17 protein-coding genes are annotated in these 14,971 nt (G+C 52.8%); 8 read left to right on the top strand and 9 right to left on the bottom strand.

What is annotated here, in order from left to right; genetic code table 11:
- Nucleotides 1-35: 35 nt before the first annotated feature.
- The 4 genes from DA718_RS14680 to DA718_RS14665 all read right to left on the bottom strand — a co-directional run bounded on the left by DA718_RS14680 (nt 36) and on the right by DA718_RS14665 (nt 4,758).
- Complete coding sequence (locus DA718_RS14680; RefSeq protein WP_110274656.1) at nt 36-1,055, bottom strand: ABC transporter permease subunit; 1,020 nt, start codon at nt 1,053-1,055, stop codon at nt 36-38.
- The gene (locus DA718_RS14675) at nt 1,042-2,574 is read right to left on the bottom strand and encodes a sugar ABC transporter ATP-binding protein (protein ID WP_112214961.1); all 1,533 of its coding nucleotides are present in this window, start codon (nt 2,572-2,574) and stop codon (nt 1,042-1,044) included. The genes DA718_RS14680 and DA718_RS14675 overlap by 14 nt, the downstream gene beginning before the upstream one ends.
- Nucleotides 2,575-2,637: 63 nt before the next feature.
- Nucleotides 2,638-3,591 carry an ABC transporter substrate-binding protein gene (locus DA718_RS14670; protein ID WP_112214960.1) on the bottom strand — a complete coding sequence of 318 codons (954 nt, stop codon included), beginning with the start codon at nt 3,589-3,591 and terminating at the stop codon, nt 2,638-2,640.
- A 135-nt stretch (nt 3,592-3,726) separates the two neighbouring features.
- Nucleotides 3,727-4,758, bottom strand: coding sequence for a LacI family DNA-binding transcriptional regulator (locus DA718_RS14665; RefSeq protein WP_112214959.1), 1,032 nt, complete (start codon nt 4,756-4,758; stop codon nt 3,727-3,729).
- 492 nt (nt 4,759-5,250) lie between these two features.
- On the opposite strand from DA718_RS14665, the gene DA718_RS14660 reads away from it, so the two are divergent.
- Together DA718_RS14660 and DA718_RS14655 are read left to right on the top strand one after the other, a co-directional pair.
- A complete protein-coding gene (locus DA718_RS14660) occupies nt 5,251-5,877 on the top strand; it encodes a DUF1062 domain-containing protein (RefSeq protein WP_112214958.1) in 627 nt (208 codons plus the stop codon).
- 217 nt (nt 5,878-6,094) lie between these two features.
- Entirely contained in the window at nt 6,095-6,697 is a 603-nt protein-coding gene (locus DA718_RS14655; protein WP_112215022.1) for a DJ-1/PfpI family protein, read from the top strand.
- A 44-nt stretch (nt 6,698-6,741) separates the two neighbouring features.
- Here the strand turns inward: DA718_RS14655 and DA718_RS14650 are convergent, their stop codons facing one another.
- From DA718_RS14650 to DA718_RS14635, 3 genes are all read right to left on the bottom strand, one after another.
- Nucleotides 6,742-7,134: a VOC family protein gene (locus DA718_RS14650; RefSeq protein ID WP_112214957.1), complete on the bottom strand. Its 393-nt coding sequence runs from the start codon at nt 7,132-7,134 to the stop codon at nt 6,742-6,744.
- A gap of 216 nt (nt 7,135-7,350) precedes the next feature.
- The gene (locus DA718_RS14645; RefSeq protein WP_112214956.1) at nt 7,351-7,923 is read right to left on the bottom strand and encodes a DUF1349 domain-containing protein; all 573 of its coding nucleotides are present in this window, start codon (nt 7,921-7,923) and stop codon (nt 7,351-7,353) included.
- A gap of 351 nt (nt 7,924-8,274) precedes the next feature.
- Nucleotides 8,275-9,414 (bottom strand): MFS transporter, encoded by a 1,140-nt coding sequence (locus tag DA718_RS14635; RefSeq protein ID WP_112214955.1) that lies wholly within the window; start codon nt 9,412-9,414, stop codon nt 8,275-8,277.
- Nucleotides 9,415-9,734: 320 nt separating this feature from the next.
- On the opposite strand from DA718_RS14635, the gene DA718_RS14630 reads away from it, so the two are divergent.
- The 5 genes from DA718_RS14630 to DA718_RS14610 all read left to right on the top strand — a co-directional run bounded on the left by DA718_RS14630 (nt 9,735) and on the right by DA718_RS14610 (nt 13,218).
- The gene (locus tag DA718_RS14630) at nt 9,735-10,118 is read left to right on the top strand and encodes a VOC family protein (protein ID WP_112214954.1); all 384 of its coding nucleotides are present in this window, start codon (nt 9,735-9,737) and stop codon (nt 10,116-10,118) included.
- Nucleotides 10,119-10,159: 41 nt separating this feature from the next.
- Nucleotides 10,160-10,663, top strand: coding sequence for a prolyl-tRNA synthetase associated domain-containing protein (locus tag DA718_RS14625; RefSeq protein ID WP_110274648.1), 504 nt, complete (start codon nt 10,160-10,162; stop codon nt 10,661-10,663).
- 127 nt (nt 10,664-10,790) lie between these two features.
- On the top strand, nt 10,791-11,699 hold the full coding sequence (locus DA718_RS14620) for a LysR family transcriptional regulator (RefSeq protein WP_112214953.1): 909 nt from the start codon (nt 10,791-10,793) through the stop codon (nt 11,697-11,699).
- A 100-nt stretch (nt 11,700-11,799) separates the two neighbouring features.
- A complete protein-coding gene (locus tag DA718_RS14615) occupies nt 11,800-12,396 on the top strand; it encodes an NAD(P)H-dependent oxidoreductase (RefSeq protein ID WP_112214952.1) in 597 nt (198 codons plus the stop codon).
- Nucleotides 12,397-12,417: 21 nt separating this feature from the next.
- The gene (locus DA718_RS14610) at nt 12,418-13,218 is read left to right on the top strand and encodes a carboxymuconolactone decarboxylase family protein (protein ID WP_112214951.1); all 801 of its coding nucleotides are present in this window, start codon (nt 12,418-12,420) and stop codon (nt 13,216-13,218) included.
- 56 nt (nt 13,219-13,274) lie between these two features.
- Here DA718_RS14610 and DA718_RS14605 read toward each other — a convergent pair whose 3' ends face one another.
- A complete protein-coding gene (locus tag DA718_RS14605) occupies nt 13,275-13,469 on the bottom strand; it encodes a hypothetical protein (protein ID WP_130624381.1) in 195 nt (64 codons plus the stop codon).
- Between the two features lie 202 nt (nt 13,470-13,671).
- On the opposite strand from DA718_RS14605, the gene DA718_RS14600 reads away from it, so the two are divergent.
- Nucleotides 13,672-14,508, top strand: a complete 837-nt coding sequence (locus DA718_RS14600) for an alpha/beta fold hydrolase (protein WP_112214950.1) — start codon at nt 13,672-13,674, stop codon at nt 14,506-14,508.
- 50 nt (nt 14,509-14,558) lie between these two features.
- Here the strand turns inward: DA718_RS14600 and DA718_RS14595 are convergent, their stop codons facing one another.
- Complete coding sequence (locus DA718_RS14595; protein WP_080828775.1) at nt 14,559-14,783, bottom strand: HP1242/YdcH family protein; 225 nt, start codon at nt 14,781-14,783, stop codon at nt 14,559-14,561.
- Between the last annotated feature and the right edge of the window lie 188 nt (nt 14,784-14,971).

Genomic DNA, 14,971 nt, shown 5'->3' with positions numbered 1-14,971 from the left:
GCCTGAGCGGCGGATAAACAAAGCGTCATGGAAAGTTAGCGTGGTCGGGCGATCTCTTTTTTCCGCCAGAAGGTGAACAGCTCCGGATGCTGCTTCAGCCCGTCTATCGCCACGGCGAGTATGATGACGATGCCTTTGATTAAAAGTTGGGTGAAGAAGGGGACGCTCAGCAGGATCAGCCCGGTGCTAAGTACGCCAAGGATCACTGAGCCTATCAGGGTGCCGATAATCCGCCCGCGTCCACCGGCAAGGCTGGTGCCCCCCAGGACGACCGCCGCAATCGCGTCCAGTTCATAGCCTGTCCCGGCGGTAGGTTGGGCGGAGATGACCCTCGCGGCAAAGATAATGCCAGCTAAACCTGCGCAAACACCGGCAATCATATAGACGGCGGCAAGAACACGTTTCACCCGTACACCGGCAAGACGAGCAGCCTGAGCGTTGCCGCCGACGGCATAGATATGACGCCCGAATCGGGTACGCTCAAGGATGAACCACGCCAGCAGATAAACCACCAGCATGATAATCACCGGAACAGGGATACCGGCGATATAACCATTCCCCAGTTCGCGGAAGCTGAGACTACTTGAAACAATCGGTTGTCCTTCGGTAATGGTGTAGGCCATACCGCGCAGAAACGTCATCGTGCCGAGGGTCACAATGAAGGGGGCGAGGGCGAGATAAGCGGACAGGACGCCATTGAGCAGCCCGCAGAGCGCGCCGACGCCGACGCCAGCCAGAATCGCCAACGGTGCCGGGATACCGGCCATCGCAGCAACGACCGAGACCACGCCGGAAACGGCAACGATGGAACCGACGGATAAATCAATGCCGCTGGTTAAAATCACGAAGGTCATGCCTGCTGCCAGGATGGCGTTAACGGAAATCGATCTGGCAATATTCAACAAGTTATCGACCCGATTGAAGTTAGGGGCAAAGGTCGACATCAGAATCAGCAGTACCAGCAGAACGATCAGGATCCCCACCCGATCCCACCATTTTGCAAAATCAAACGGCGCGTTGACCGGCAGTTCCGTCACTGGTTTATTGTGGTCCATGGCATTCTCCGGGTTGACTGGTGAAGGTTCCTGTTGCGTGCAGCATCACTTCTTCTTCCGTTGCTGAATGTGAAGGTAACTGGTGAACGATACGGCCAGCGCGCATGACCAGTACTCGGTCGCTGATCCCGATGGCTTCGGGCAGATCGGAAGAGATAACCAGAATGGCTTTCCCGGCGCGGGCGAGCTTGTCGATCAGTTCGTATATTTCTCTTTTCGCGCCAATATCGACGCCGCGCGTGGGTTCATCGAGGATCAGCAACCGTGAGTCGCGTAGCAGCCAACGTGCCAGCGCCGCTTTTTGTTGGTTGCCGCCGGACAGGGCGCTGACCGGCAGCTCGACTGCATTTTCTCGCAACCGTAGTCTGCGCATCTGTTTGAGAACCGCCGTACGGATGGATTGACGTTTGACGACGCCGCTGGCGACAAAGTTATCGAGAGAGCTGATATCAATGTTGTGCTCAACCGAGTGCCCCAGGAACAGTCCCTGCGTTTTTCGGTCTTCAGTCACCATCCCAATACCTTCTGCGATGGCGGCGGTAGGGTCTGAAGGATGGATCGCCTTGCCATCAATATGCACGCTACCGTGGGTTCGCGGATCGGCACCGAATAATAGCCGGGCGACTTCGGTGCGCCCGGAACCGACCAGCCCGGACATGCTGACCACTTCTCCCGCCCTGACATCAAAAGTTACCGGGCCGGTTGCGCTACCCGCCAGTTCTCTGACATCCAGCAGCACATCCCCAGGCGTGCGGGGTTCGTGTTGATACAAGTCGACAATTTGCCTTCCCACCATCATGCGCACGATATCAGTGGTGGAGACGCTGCCCATGGTTTCCGTGCCGATCCAGGTGCCATCGCGGAACACCGTTACCCGATTGGCCAACTGCCATACTTCCTCCATGCGGTGTGAGATATAGACCATCCCGACGCCATCCTGACGCATCTGTTCAATCAAGCGAAATAATTGCAGCGTTTCCGTTCGCGACAGGGCCGCTGTCGGCTCATCCAGCACGAGCACTTTGGCGTTTTCACTGACGGCGCGGGCGATTTCCACCATTTGCTGGCGCCCGATACTGAGCGACCCAAGCGGTGCATGCGGGTCAATATCCGCATTAATGCGATCCAGCTTATGCTTTGCTTCCCGGTACATCCGTTTTCGGTCGAGAATACCGGCAAAGGTCGTAGGCTCCTGACCGAGAAACAGATTTTCCGCCACCGTCATATCCGCAACCGTATTCAGCTCCTGGTGGATAATGGCGATACCTTGCTTGCGGGCATCACGAGGTGTACGTATATCAATCTCATGCCCATCCTTAAAAATAGCTCCGCTGTCGCGCTGCTCATTTCCGGAAAGAATTTTCATCAGCGTGGATTTACCCGCCCCGTTTTCACCCATCAGGGCGTGAACCTCTCCGGCAAATAAATCAAAACGTACGTGGTTCAGCGCCAACGTCGCGCCGTAGCGTTTTGAGATCCCCTCAAGCCGGAGCAGGGGTTGTGATGATCTGTCGGTCATTGTCTTTACCCTCCGGGATGAACCTGAGATTCATCCCGTTTATCGCATCTTAAAGTGATGTTTTTACCAACCCGGATAGCTATCCACGTTATCGCGCGTGACCAGTACGCTGGGGATTAAAATGGTATGGGAAGGTACGGGTTTATTCGCCACGATATCCTGAGCAAGGGATATGGCCTGGCGTACCATTTCTCCAGGGTTTTGCGTTGCGGTACCGATAAACGGTGAGCCACTGCGTTTTAGCTCATCAACTGCTTCCGGGCTGCCGTCTACGCCAGTGACTTTGATTGTGCTTGCCTTGCCCGCCTGTTCAACGGCCAGAACGGCGCCCAGAGCAGAGGGATCGTTCATGCCGAAAATACCGGAGACATCCGGGTTGGCGGTGAGCATATCTGTGGTGACCATCAGGCCGGAAGCACGGTCGTTGCGCGATGCCTGCTGACCGACAATTTTGATATCCGGGTATTTTTTAGCGACGTTTTTACACCCTTTAATACGGTCGATAATCGTCTGGATCGGCGTTCCATCAACCAGCAGCACTTTGCCTTTGCCGCCCATCTGGCTGAACAGATATTCACAAGAGGTTTCTCCGGCCTGGATGGCGTTGGTCATGATGGCGGCGTCAGCACCTTTAGCGGGCGTATCGACCGCAATAACGATGATGCCCGCGGCTTTTGCCCTTTGAATTGCAGGCTCAATCCCGGACTCGTCAACCGCAGAGATAATAATGAGATCCATTTTTTGCTGAATAAACGCATCAATCTGGGTGTTCTGATTTGCCAAATCGACCTGCGCGTCTTGTACGTTAATGGAGGCACCAATCTCACCAGCGGCTTGCTTAGCATTTCTCTCCATTGCCGAAAAGAACGGGTTAGACATGTCCTGCACCATTAGTCCAATACGGGCAATTTTTTTGCCCTCCTGCGACGCGGCGCTGGCGGTGGGAGAAAAACCGGTCATGGTGGCGATGACCGCTGTAACCGCGACAGCCAGCCATGCTTTGCGAAGTTTAGTCATGTTCTGCTCCTGTAATTATCTCGTTGTATGACGGTACGGCCAGGTATGGGGGAACCTCAGAAATAATCCCCTGATGTTGTTTTGTAATATTGGCTGAACGCTCAGCCATTATTTAAATAGATGAAAATGTGTCTTTTATTTCTTATTAGTTTTGCTACAGCCGCAGGACTGACGAACAACCAGCTCGGCGGGCACTCTGAGTTGCGTTGTGGTGTCTCCTTTTCCTTCTTCTTTTATTAATCGGATCAGCATTTCTGCAGCCTGTTTGCCAATTTCTTCACTATTTTCATTCAGTACAGTGAGCGGTGGATTTAACAGCGGCGCCCAGTCAAATTCGTCATAGCCAATAAGGGCTATATCGTCGGGAATGGCTATTTGCCGTTGCTGAAGCTGTTGAAGCGACCCCAGCAGAATAGGGTTGTTACCGGCAATAAGTACGTCGGGCAACTGCGCCTGGCTATCGAGGTATTGACTCAGTTTTTCAGAAGCTGAATGCGCGTCGTTTTCGGTTTCTAGCACCCGCAGCGTTGCGCCGCAGCGTTCTGCCGATTCGCGGATCCCGCGTTCGCGTTCAAAGCGTGTCGTCCAGCGTTCAGGGTAGATAAGCAGCAGCCAGTTTTTATATTCGTGCTGCGCCAGATGTTCCCCCACTAACAGGCTGGCATGATAATTATCGGTGGTCACGCTGGGAAAACTATGATCGCCCCGAGGAGGGGAATCGACAAAAACCACCGGAATATCCCATTTAGCCAGCAGACTCAGGCTCTCCGGATGGAGCGTCACCGTCGAAATGATGCCCGCCATTCGGGATTCGATCAGACGGTTAATCATGCGATCTTCCTGGGGCCGATCGTAGATACCGTTTACCGCAATATCCCCAAGGACCACGGTCCATTGCGAAGGTTGCAGCATATTCTGAATCCCGGACATCAGGTTAAGGTAGTAAGAGTTTGAGGCGTGTGCGGTGATAACCGCCACGGAATCCCTGCTGGAACGGCGTAGCGCCTGGGCTGCACGATTAGGGACATAGCCAAGTTCCCGTGCCACTTTGAGTATCAGTTCCCGACTGTCATCCGCAACGCCATCTCCGCCGTTTAGCGCACGTGAGACGGTAAACATTGAGAATCCTGTTGCCTCACTGACGTCCCGCATTGTCGCTTTTCGCATTTGCCACTCTCTATCTTTATGCGTATCAACTGGTGATATATACCCTAAATAATTCGAGTTGCAGGAAGGCGGCGACGGAGTGAATCCTCAGGAGCTTACTCCAGTAAGTGACTGGGGTGAGCGAGGAAAGCCAACGCACATGCAACTTGAAGGATGACGGGTATAAACGATTATTCTGTTGACCTAAACGTTTATGATGTAAAACATAAACGTTTAGGTTTGTTAGATCAGTGAGCAGTTTCTCGTTTTGTGAACAAGATGTAATCAAGGTGATTTGTGAATGAAATTTGATATTTATTGATTTCATGCATGATTGAATGCTCAATCATTTTGTTACTCTTGGCCTATTCATTCGCAGTCAGACAGGGTCGTCGCGTTGGAAATCTTTTTTTAACCCACTGAAAAATATCCTCTAAATATTTTTCACATCGCAAAAAATCACGGTCCGTTATAGACGGATCCGCTTTTGTATGGGTTAAAAAAAGGGTTACCATGAAAGTCACATGGAACGTCAGTCCTGTGGGCTACCAGCTGATTAGCAAACGCTGCCCCTCATGTCATGGGGCGCAGGATTTCACGCCTTCCGGAGCCTTCCGGATCAATTCGCAAAAAAAGGTACTGGATGTCTGGAGTATCTATAAGTGCGTGCGCTGTGCCTGCACCTGGAATATCAGCCTGTTCTCTCGTTTGCCGATCGGCAAAATCAATCCGCAACTCTATGGGCAACTTATCGCTAACGCTGAATCTGCCGTTCAGCACTATTCTCACGATCTGCAGGTTCTACGGCGCAACGGCGCAACGCTATCAGGTTCGCCTGAATTCGTTGTTGAAGAGCGGTGGCAAATCAGCCTTCTTCGCACTTCTCGCGTTTGGGTAAGAGTCAGACTGGAACGTACTTTTCAGGTCAGCTTGCTGGCGGTACTGCGCAGTCATCTGGGCCTGAGCGGCAACGAAATCCGCAAGCACCTTGATTCGGGAGATATTGCGGGTATTACGTTGAAGACGTTGAAAGCACGAAGATTAAGGCCAGAAGGATATACGCTTTATATCGCTGCGGAAGTTCTCCTGGCTCACAGGCGTATTCCATTGTCTGCAGGATCTGACCTGAGGAGAAAATAGCCAGTACCCCGGATAGTTATTCTATCCGGGGAGCTGCCTCGCAAAAATTGACTCTGGTTGCCGTGAGAGGAAAAATGACCTTGCCTTTTTTACTGGGTATTTATACAGTTTTAGCGTGTGTAACAACACGCTAATCGCGTCGATTGCAAGAGCGACGCCAGGCAATCCGAACGCCGTGACGGCGGAATCTGTGTTTACAAAGGAGAGAACGATGTCTATGGATACCCGCAAGGAAGTGTTGTTTGTGCTGATCCCAGAGTATGCCGACTGGGAGTTTGCATTATTAGCGCCGGGGTTACGTCGGGGGTTTGGCGTATGGGAAACGCAATATGACGTTAAAATCGTCGCACCGGATGAGGGGCCTGTCACCTCTATCGGTGGGGTTCGTTGCCTGCCGGACTATACCTTCCAGACGATTCCAGAAGATTACGCCGCCCTCGTGTTGGTTGGCGGGCTTAACTGGTGGGGCGAAGAGGCACTGCGAGTGATACCTCTGGTCGAACAGGCGCTTGCCCGGCAGTTAGTGGTTGGGGCTATTTGTGATGCATCGGCATTTTTAGGTGCCAACGGTTTTCTCAATGAGGCTGCTCATACATCAAACGGCCTGGCCTATCTCCAGGGCAGAGCGGGGTCAGCCTATCGTGGCGAAGCGCGATACCAGAATGTCCCTTCCGTGCGTGACGGCAACCTGGTGACTGCCAACGGCGTCGGTTTTGTCGATTTTACCTGCAATATGCTGGCCGCGTTAGACGCGGCGCAGGAAAAAGAGGTTGCAGCGATGAGAGCGGCGTTTACATCGGGAATGTTTCCTGAAGGTTGATGCGATACAAAGCGCGTCAGGAAGAGGGGCCTGGTTTTGCGTGCTTAATGCACATCAGCATAATAAACGAACGCCAGCTTATTGCCGTCGGGGTCTCTGACGTAGGTGCTATAGAAACCTTCACCGTACTGCGGGCGGTGTCCGGGTGCCCCTTCATCGGTTCCCCCCAGGCTTAGCGCCAACGTATAAAGCTGCTGAATGTGCTCAACGGAACGCGCATTCAGCGCAACCATCACGCCGTTGCCGGTTGTTGCCTGCTGTTGGTTAAACGGTTTGCCAACGCACAGGCCGGTGGCGCGGTTTTCGCTGAATGTCCCCCACGATGCGCCTTCATCGCTCCGACCGCTCTGTGGGTGTCCCAGCATTTCCATCAGCGGGTCGTAAAAACGGATAGCACGGGGCAGATCGTTGGTGCCAAGCATGACATAGGAAAACATGGAGCCTCCTGGATTTTTGTCTGAGTGACATGCCAATCTAGCAGTAATGGCGGTGACGCGGGGTCCGGCGGGTCAAAAATTCTACATCGATCGTGATTAATCAGCACGGGCTCTTATCTGTGAATTCCTCAGACACTATAAATGGACGATTGATTTTGATTCGATCGTTATGACATTTGAGTAGAAGTAGAGGCGGGAGGGATCCCTCCCTGCGTCTCAGCTCAGGTCGTGCAAATCTTTATCATTCGGCGGCAGCAGCGAAAGATCGTGGAAATCGACCTTGAGTCCGCTGCGTTGCGGCGTACAGCACATCACACCGACCTTTGCCGTCCCGGTTGGAAAAGGGCACAGGCGCAGCAGCGGCCAATGGTGACCGTCCGTGGAATATTGCAAGCGTAGCGCTTCCCCTCGGCGGGTCAGGCGCAACCAGAACTCTCGGGGATCTCCTGAATAGTTGCCAGTTGCCCAGTCTGATTTCCCCAGCGTCAGTACGCTGCCGATGGCGGGTGCACCGTCGTTATACTCAATACCCGCCTTAAGCCAATGTCGCTCATCCTGCATCACCATAATCCCCGCCTGGTCATACAGAGTGTCGAAATCAGCGCGTACCCGAACCTGGAAGGTGAAATCGCCGGAGACTTCCGTTGCGTATATATGCCCGGAAAAGCGCTCAAACCCGTACCAGGTTTCACGCCAGAAGTCAGTTTGCGCGTCGGTTACCACGCTGAGGACGCCATCCTTATCGGCCCATGTTGTCGGTTCGTTAATCCAGTGAAATGCCTGATGCATCATGCCTCCTGTTTCTGCTGAATAAGGGATATGAATAGTTCCGCGTCTTCGTCTGCCTGCTGCGCAAGGCATGCGTCCCACGCCTGGCTATCGGCATCACAAAAGCCGTGCTGTGCATTGAACATTCGACAGGGCACAGACGGCTTTACTCCAGCTCATTGCGCATTGATGCCATAGATTTCGTGCAACAGAACGGTGGCTTTATCGTAATCAGGTAACATAAACGCACCTCTGTTGGATAAAAATGAGTTTGTCAGAAATTGAGAACCATCCTGAACTGGGTCAGAGCGTCAGGTTTGAAGTCTGCCAGTCCGGATGGTTTCCCGCTGCTGGTTGTCGCCGTGTATATGTCTACCTTTCCGGCGCAACCGTGCGCGACATTGCAGCAACGATAAGCATCAACACAGTGATAAAAATAAACGCATAGGTCAATGAGCTAAGATGCGCGACATAACCAATCAAGGCAGGCCCCGCCAGTACGCCCAGATACCCCATGGTGGTAATCGCAGGAACGGCTACGGACTGTGGCATGACCTGCTGACGTCCCACGGCTGAGAACATCGCCGGGACAATATTGGCGCAGCCTGCGCCGACCAGCACGTAGCCAAGCAGCGACAGCGACCAGGCGGGGACAAACGTCACCAGGCAAAAACCGATGGCGGCCAGAATGGAACCGCCAAATACCACCGGTACAAAGCCGAGGCGAGTGATAAGGCGGTCGCCGCTCAGGCGGACTGCGGTCATCGCTATCGCAAAGAAGGCAAAACCTAACCCGCCCAGGTTTTCCGGCATGCCGCGAACTTCGGTGAGAAAGACGGCGCTCCAGTCGAGCACCGTGCCTTCGGCCAGAAAGACCGCAAAGCAGATTATGCCGATCAACAACACGATGCCTCGCGGGATAGCAAATGCAGGTCCGCTGGACGGGTTGGCCCACGGTAAAAGACCTTTGGTACAGATGAGTAACAGCCCGGTGACGATCAGTGCAACAGTGATGGTGGCGGAGAGGACGGCAAGTCCGGCGGTCAGCAGGAGAGTCATCACCCCGGCACCGGCAATTCCCCCGACGCTGTACATCCCATGAAAGCCGGACATTAACGGTTTGTTTGCCTGGCGTTCGACGATAATCGCCTGAATATTCATGGCACAGTCCGTCACGCCGATGCCTACACCAAATATCAGCAGCATAAAACCGAGCAGCCGGGCATCGCTAATGATGGCCAGCAAAGGCATGGACACGATAACGATAGCCACTGACGACACAATCACCCGACGACAACCGTAGCGACTGGTCAGTATGCCGGTCAACGGCATGGCAATAAGCGCGCCCATCCCCAGGCACAGCAGCAGGGTACCGAGCATGGCGTCGTTAACTGCCGTGTTACTTTTGGCGAATGGCACGATCACCGCCCAGGTTGCGGTGGCAAAGCCTGAAATGAAAAATGCGATACGTGTTGCCAGGGACTGGCTGGCATTTGGAGCAGAAGCGTGCATTGATGTTCCTTGTCGTAAGATCGTAAGGCTTCCCTGTACTCAGTTGGCATCACGCCGATACCTTCAGAGAGGACTAATCATTCATGTGCTCAATATTGCTCGAATGGTGTTTTCAGGGTGATTTTGTTGCTCGATTTTGCAATATTAGCGCAAGGGCAGCAAGCGTTGATTAGCTGAAGGCACTGGTCAGGATGTCCGTAGTATCACAGTCTGTTGCATGCTAAACGGGTATTATCATAATAACTGTGAATACTCTGAGCATGACTCTTGCGGGTAACTCACAGTAAAGGAACATCTTGCTTATTTTCAGGGAGAAATTCATGTTCGATCATACCGGCATCACCGTGACCCATTTTGAACGTAGTAAAGTTTTCTATACCTCGGCGCTCTCGGCCCTGGGCCTCGGGATCAGTAAAGCTCCACCGGGCGAGCGGGTGGGGTTTGGCAATTTACAAAAGACCGGACTGGAGTTGGCGGCGGAAACCTTCTGGATAACCGTCGGGATCCCCTATGTACCCCGAACCCATATTGCCTTTCGTGCGCATTCAGAAGAAGAAGTCGTGGCGTTTTATCACGCCGCTCTGAAAGCAGGTGGCCGTGACAACGGTTTGCCCGGTCTACGGCCCCAGTACGGCGGCGGCTACTACTCTGCATACGTTCTCGACCCCGATGGCTACAATATCGAAGCCGTTTATCGATACTAATGCGTCTGGATCTCTGGTCGCGCCAAATGGATATATAAGTTGTGAATCGGGATAAATTACTTCAGCTACTTAATAATCTGCATATCGATTATCGTTATATTGAACATCCGGCAATGAACAGCGTCAGCGATCGAGAGCACCATGCGGTTAAGCTCCCTGCGCAACTGCTTAAAAATATGCTCTTAAAAAACAGCAGTGGACGCCATTTCTATCTTTATATTCTCGATGGTGAAAAGAGGGCCGATCTCAAGGCATTAGCCAGAGAAATTGGTGACTCCCGTCTCTCTCTGGCAACGCCTGGTGAGCTAAAGCAACTTATCGGGCTGGAGCCAGGCGAGGTTACTCCCTTTGCACTGCTAAACGATCCGGCTCATAAAATTAAGGTGCTGATTGATGCCTCGGTTGATGAACAGGGACTACTAGGTTTTCACCCACTGGTAAATACCGCCACAGTGTGCATTTCACTCAGCGCGCTCCATCAATTTTTACACTACTGTACGCATGCATCTCAACAGGTCGGCGATGTTGTCGGTCACTGCGGCTAACCGCAAAAGAGTCGATCATTGTGATTTTTCTCGTCAGCACAAACGTAAAACAGCACATTGCTTCAATGCATCAAGTCGAGGTACCGTGGTTTTTTCAGCTGATTTTCTACCACGTTAGCGAGACCGTATGAATTTGAACCGTGCCGATATGGCCGATCTTATCTATTTTTGCGCCATCGCACGCCATCACAGTTTTAGCAAGGCAGCCATCGAGCTTGGCGTCAGCGCCTCGACGCTCAGCCACGCCCTGAAGGGGTTTGAGGCGCGACTGGGCGTACGTTTGCTGAACCGCACCACCAAAAGCGTCACTCTAACGGCGGCGGGTGAGAGCCTGGCCTGCGCGGTGAGCGAACCGGTAGCCTCGATCGATGCGGCGATCGAGCAGCTTAATCAGTTCCGCGACTCACCCGCAGGACGCATTCGGCTTAACGTCGCCGTTGAAGCCGCCACGCTGCTTCTGGCTCCCATTTTGCCGATTTTTGCTGAGCGCTATCCCGATATTGAACTAGATATTGCCGCCAGCAACCGCATTATTGATGTGACGGAAGAGCGTTTTGATGCCGGGATCCGCTACGGTGGAACAGTACCTGAGGATATGGTGGCCCAGCGCCTCTCCGCCGATGTTCGCTGGGTTGTCGCTGCGTCTCCGGCCTATCTCGCGCGGTTTGGAGAACCTCAGCATCCAGACGATCTGCATCACCATCGCTGCGTTAGCAACCGGCTGGGGAATAATCGTATTTATAAATGGGAGTTTGAGCGCGGTGATGAGCAGCTCACCATAAAGGTCCCCCCTTTGCTGACGGTCGATCAGGCGGAAACCGGGGTGGTGGCAATATTGCAGGGATTCGGTTTGATGTACCTCCCGGAACCGCTGATTTCTCAGTACGTCAGCGAAGGGCGTCTGCGCCTGGTCCTCACCGACTGGGCTTCTTCCGGGCCGGGGTTCTATATCTATTACTCCAGCCGTCATCAGCTTCCCGCAGGGCTGCGCTTATTAATTGATCTTGTCAGAGAGTTAAAACCGCTGGGCCTGTAGCCTGATTGATGAAAATTACTCACAACCCCATTCGATAAGCGGGGGCTGGCTCCTTCGTAATGCACGCCTTACCCTTGAGGCAAAAGAGAAGGAGACCTCAATGAAATTACAACACCGCAGTATCCCCGGACTATTTTGCTTTTTGGCCGCCACCATCTTTTTTATCGGCTCTGTCAGTACCCGCGCGGTTGCAGAGACGAAAACCCTGGTGATTGTTTCTCACCCTTATCCGGAGCAATCGGTCATGACCAAAGGTCTTGAGACCGCAGCTCAAAGCGTACCCGGCGTGACCGTGCGTAATCTGGAGACGCTTTACGGTTATGACACGCGAAAAATCAATGCCGATGAAGAGCGACGCCTTATGCGTGAACACTCGCGCATTGTTTTCATTTTCCCCACTCACTGGTTCAACATTACGCCGATGATGAAAGCCTGGATGAACGATACCTGGGGCAGCGTGGGACCAGGGTCGTGGCAGGGCAAGGAAATGCTGATTGTGACCACCGCAGCAGGAGGCGACACGACCTACGGCGAGTCCGGGCGAATTGGCGTCAGCCTTGCCGACGTATTTATGCCGATGAAGGCCAGCGCCCTGCATACTGGAATGACCTGGCTTCCACCGCTGGTGTTTCAGAGCGCCACTCGCAGCCAGTTGCCTGAGTATCAGCGTCAGCTAGTGGAAAGACTCTCAAATTAATTTGCCCACAAGGAGTTGACCATGAAAGGTTTTATTGCCGTTGCTGCGATGTCACTTATTTTTGGCGATCCTGCCTGTGCTGAAGAAAAAAGAGGTACCAATATGACTCCATTTACTCCATCCGTATTGTCGACTACGGATATTCAGTCGGTCTCCCCGGCGCTTGCACGTTTTGGCAATGAAGTCCTGGCTGAGGATCTCTGGAAGAGAAATGAACTCTCGCTGCGCGACCGAAGTATCGTCACCATCGCTATTCTTATTGCCCGCAATCAGCCCGCTGAGCTGAAGCATTACATTGAAATCGCCCTCGATAACGAGGTCACCCCGGCTGAAGTCTCCGAGGTGATTACTCACCTGGCCTTTTATTCCGGCTGGCCAAACGCCATGTCCGCCATCGCCGTGACGAAAGATATTTTTGCCGCTCGTGGTATTAGCCAAGAGCAGCTGGCGGCGGCCTCACCGACGCTGCTTCCCCTCAACCAGGAGGTTGAAAGCCAGCGTTCGGCCACGGTAGAAAAGAGCGTCGGCCCCATTTCCCCAGGGCTTGTAAAGTTCACCACCGATCCGCTTTTCCTTGACCTGTGGCAGAGACCGGGGCTGAAGCCGCGTGATCGCAGCCTGGTAACGGTGAGTGCGCTGATTGCTGCCGGGCAAAGTGCGCAGATTGGCTATCATCTTAATCGGGCGATGGACAACGGTCTTACGGCGCAAGAGGCCGGCGAGATAGTGACTAACGCGGCGTTCTATGCGGGATGGCCCAATGCTTTTTCCGCCGCGCCGGTGGTTGGCGAAGTTCTGCGCGCTCGGGGTCTGGTTAGATGAGCCTATGTTTAAAACTCTCAGCACCGGGCTGTTTATCTTTGCCGCGCTTTAACCTGTCAGGTGCTGAAGTGGTGACTATCACGCGTGATGAGGAGCCATAAACGGCTCCCTGCTTTATTAACCGTATTAAAAACATAGGTTTTTTGCTCAAGATGGGCATTGAGATAACCTTGAATGGCCACTTTTAACAATGCGGTTGAGCCTATTTTTATTGATGAAATGGATTCATTATCACGTAACACGACACTCATTCCGATCAAGCATCTGGTGCCTTCAAACGCACAGTGAAATGTGAACGTCCCGCATCGCCAAAAATCATCTACACTTTTTCAGCCAAACCATTTTCATGCCCACGAGACATGATAGCCACCAGACAGAACATTCAACCTTTATACCCGACTTACTGTAGGCGTCAGCCAGCAGCCTTGTTTTCTCAATAGAGGAGTTTGTAGCATGGCATTTGTGACAACCAAAGACGGCGTTAATATTTTCTATAAAGACTGGGGTTCCAGGGATGCGCAGCCCATAGTGTTTCACCATGGCTGGCCGTTAAGCGCGGATGATTGGGATAACCAGATGCTGTTTTTTCTGGCTGAAGGCTTCCGGGTGATTGCTATTGACCGACGCGGTCATGGTCGCTCAGATCAGGTGAGTGAAGGTCATGATATGGATCATTACGCCGCGGACGCTTCGGCTGTGGCGGAACATCTGGATCTGCATAACGCCGTGCATATCGGGCATTCTACCGGTGGCGGGCAGGTTGCGCGCTATGTTGCACAGTATGGCCAACCGCAGGGTCGGGTTGCCAAAGCGGTGCTTATCAGCGCCGTGCCGCCGTTGATGGTCAAAACGGACAGCAATCCAGGCGGTACGCCTGTTGAAGTTTTTGATGGTTTTCGCCAGGCGCTGGCTGCTAACCGCGCGCAGTTTTATCTCGACGTCGCGTCCGGGCCTTTTTATGGCTTTAACCGCGATGGCGCAGAAGTGTCGCAAGGCACCATTCAGAACTGGTGGCGGCAGGGCATGATTGGCAGTGCGCAGGCACACTATGAGGGGATTAAGGCGTTTTCTGAAACCGATCAGACCGAGGATTTAAAAGCCATTACGCTACCGGTACTGGTTATGCAGGGGGATGATGATCAGGTTGTTCCCTATCAGAACGCGGCGATATTGCAGGATAAACTACTGTCTGATAGCCAGCTGAAAATTTACCCCGGCTATCCGCACGGTATGCATACCACCCATGCGGATGTGATTAACGCCGATCTGCTGGCGTTTATCCGTTCGTAGCCCGAAGCTGAGAGAAGAAAGGCCGCTATCTGGCGGCCTTAATCGAAGCGTCAGGCCTGATTCAGGCTCTCATGTTGGAGGATTTTCAGTAACTCATCCTTCAACAGAAGTTTTTCTTTCTTCATATGAACAAGTTCAAGACTGTATCCTTTGCCGTCAGCTCCTTCTATCCGGGAAATATCGTGATCGAGTGCGTTATGTTTTTCGAATAGCGATTGAAAGCGTGAGTGCGAGGTTTTCAATCGAGAAATCAACTCTCTGTGTTCTGGAAACATGTACCTTCCTTGTTGATAGAAAAACGTGTGTACGGAGACACACACGTTTAGATTAACCACAGCAATAAAATGGTAATGAGAACGGTGTCGCGTTTATGTTACAGGTCAAAGGAATTTCAGGCGCTGAGGAGAGGGGGCGTAGCTAAGAGCCTATGTCATTAGGCTCTTAGCCGCTGGAGGGGTTTTTA

Source organism: Klebsiella huaxiensis (assembly GCF_003261575.2).
Taxonomy (GTDB): domain Bacteria; phylum Pseudomonadota; class Gammaproteobacteria; order Enterobacterales; family Enterobacteriaceae; genus Klebsiella; species Klebsiella huaxiensis.
The sequence above is the reverse complement of the archived record's forward strand: the minus strand, read 5'-3'. Positions and strand labels throughout refer to the sequence as shown.

What these genes read in the sequence shown, in the direction of transcription:
- DA718_RS14670 (WP_112214960.1), bottom strand. Translation starts at nt 3,591, where the DNA reads ATGACTAAACTTCGCAAAGCATGGCTGGCTGTCGCGGTTACAGCGGTC.
- DA718_RS14600 (WP_112214950.1), top strand. Translation starts at nt 13,672, where the DNA reads ATGGCATTTGTGACAACCAAAGACGGCGTTAATATTTTCTATAAAGAC.
- DA718_RS14610 (WP_112214951.1), top strand. Translation starts at nt 12,418, where the DNA reads ATGAAAGGTTTTATTGCCGTTGCTGCGATGTCACTTATTTTTGGCGAT.
- DA718_RS14630 (WP_112214954.1), top strand. Translation starts at nt 9,735, where the DNA reads ATGTTCGATCATACCGGCATCACCGTGACCCATTTTGAACGTAGTAAA.
- DA718_RS14605 (WP_130624381.1), bottom strand. Translation starts at nt 13,469, where the DNA reads ATGAGTGTCGTGTTACGTGATAATGAATCCATTTCATCAATAAAAATA.
- DA718_RS14660 (WP_112214958.1), top strand. Translation starts at nt 5,251, where the DNA reads ATGAAAGTCACATGGAACGTCAGTCCTGTGGGCTACCAGCTGATTAGC.
- DA718_RS14655 (WP_112215022.1), top strand. Translation starts at nt 6,095, where the DNA reads ATGGATACCCGCAAGGAAGTGTTGTTTGTGCTGATCCCAGAGTATGCC.
- DA718_RS14595 (WP_080828775.1), bottom strand. Translation starts at nt 14,783, where the DNA reads ATGTTTCCAGAACACAGAGAGTTGATTTCTCGATTGAAAACCTCGCAC.
- DA718_RS14675 (WP_112214961.1), bottom strand. Translation starts at nt 2,574, where the DNA reads ATGACCGACAGATCATCACAACCCCTGCTCCGGCTTGAGGGGATCTCA.
- DA718_RS14620 (WP_112214953.1), top strand. Translation starts at nt 10,791, where the DNA reads ATGAATTTGAACCGTGCCGATATGGCCGATCTTATCTATTTTTGCGCC.
- DA718_RS14635 (WP_112214955.1), bottom strand. Translation starts at nt 9,414, where the DNA reads ATGCACGCTTCTGCTCCAAATGCCAGCCAGTCCCTGGCAACACGTATC.
- DA718_RS14665 (WP_112214959.1), bottom strand. Translation starts at nt 4,758, where the DNA reads ATGCGAAAAGCGACAATGCGGGACGTCAGTGAGGCAACAGGATTCTCA.
- DA718_RS14680 (WP_110274656.1), bottom strand. Translation starts at nt 1,055, where the DNA reads ATGGACCACAATAAACCAGTGACGGAACTGCCGGTCAACGCGCCGTTT.
- DA718_RS14650 (WP_112214957.1), bottom strand. Translation starts at nt 7,134, where the DNA reads ATGTTTTCCTATGTCATGCTTGGCACCAACGATCTGCCCCGTGCTATC.
- DA718_RS14615 (WP_112214952.1), top strand. Translation starts at nt 11,800, where the DNA reads ATGAAATTACAACACCGCAGTATCCCCGGACTATTTTGCTTTTTGGCC.
- DA718_RS14645 (WP_112214956.1), bottom strand. Translation starts at nt 7,923, where the DNA reads ATGCATCAGGCATTTCACTGGATTAACGAACCGACAACATGGGCCGAT.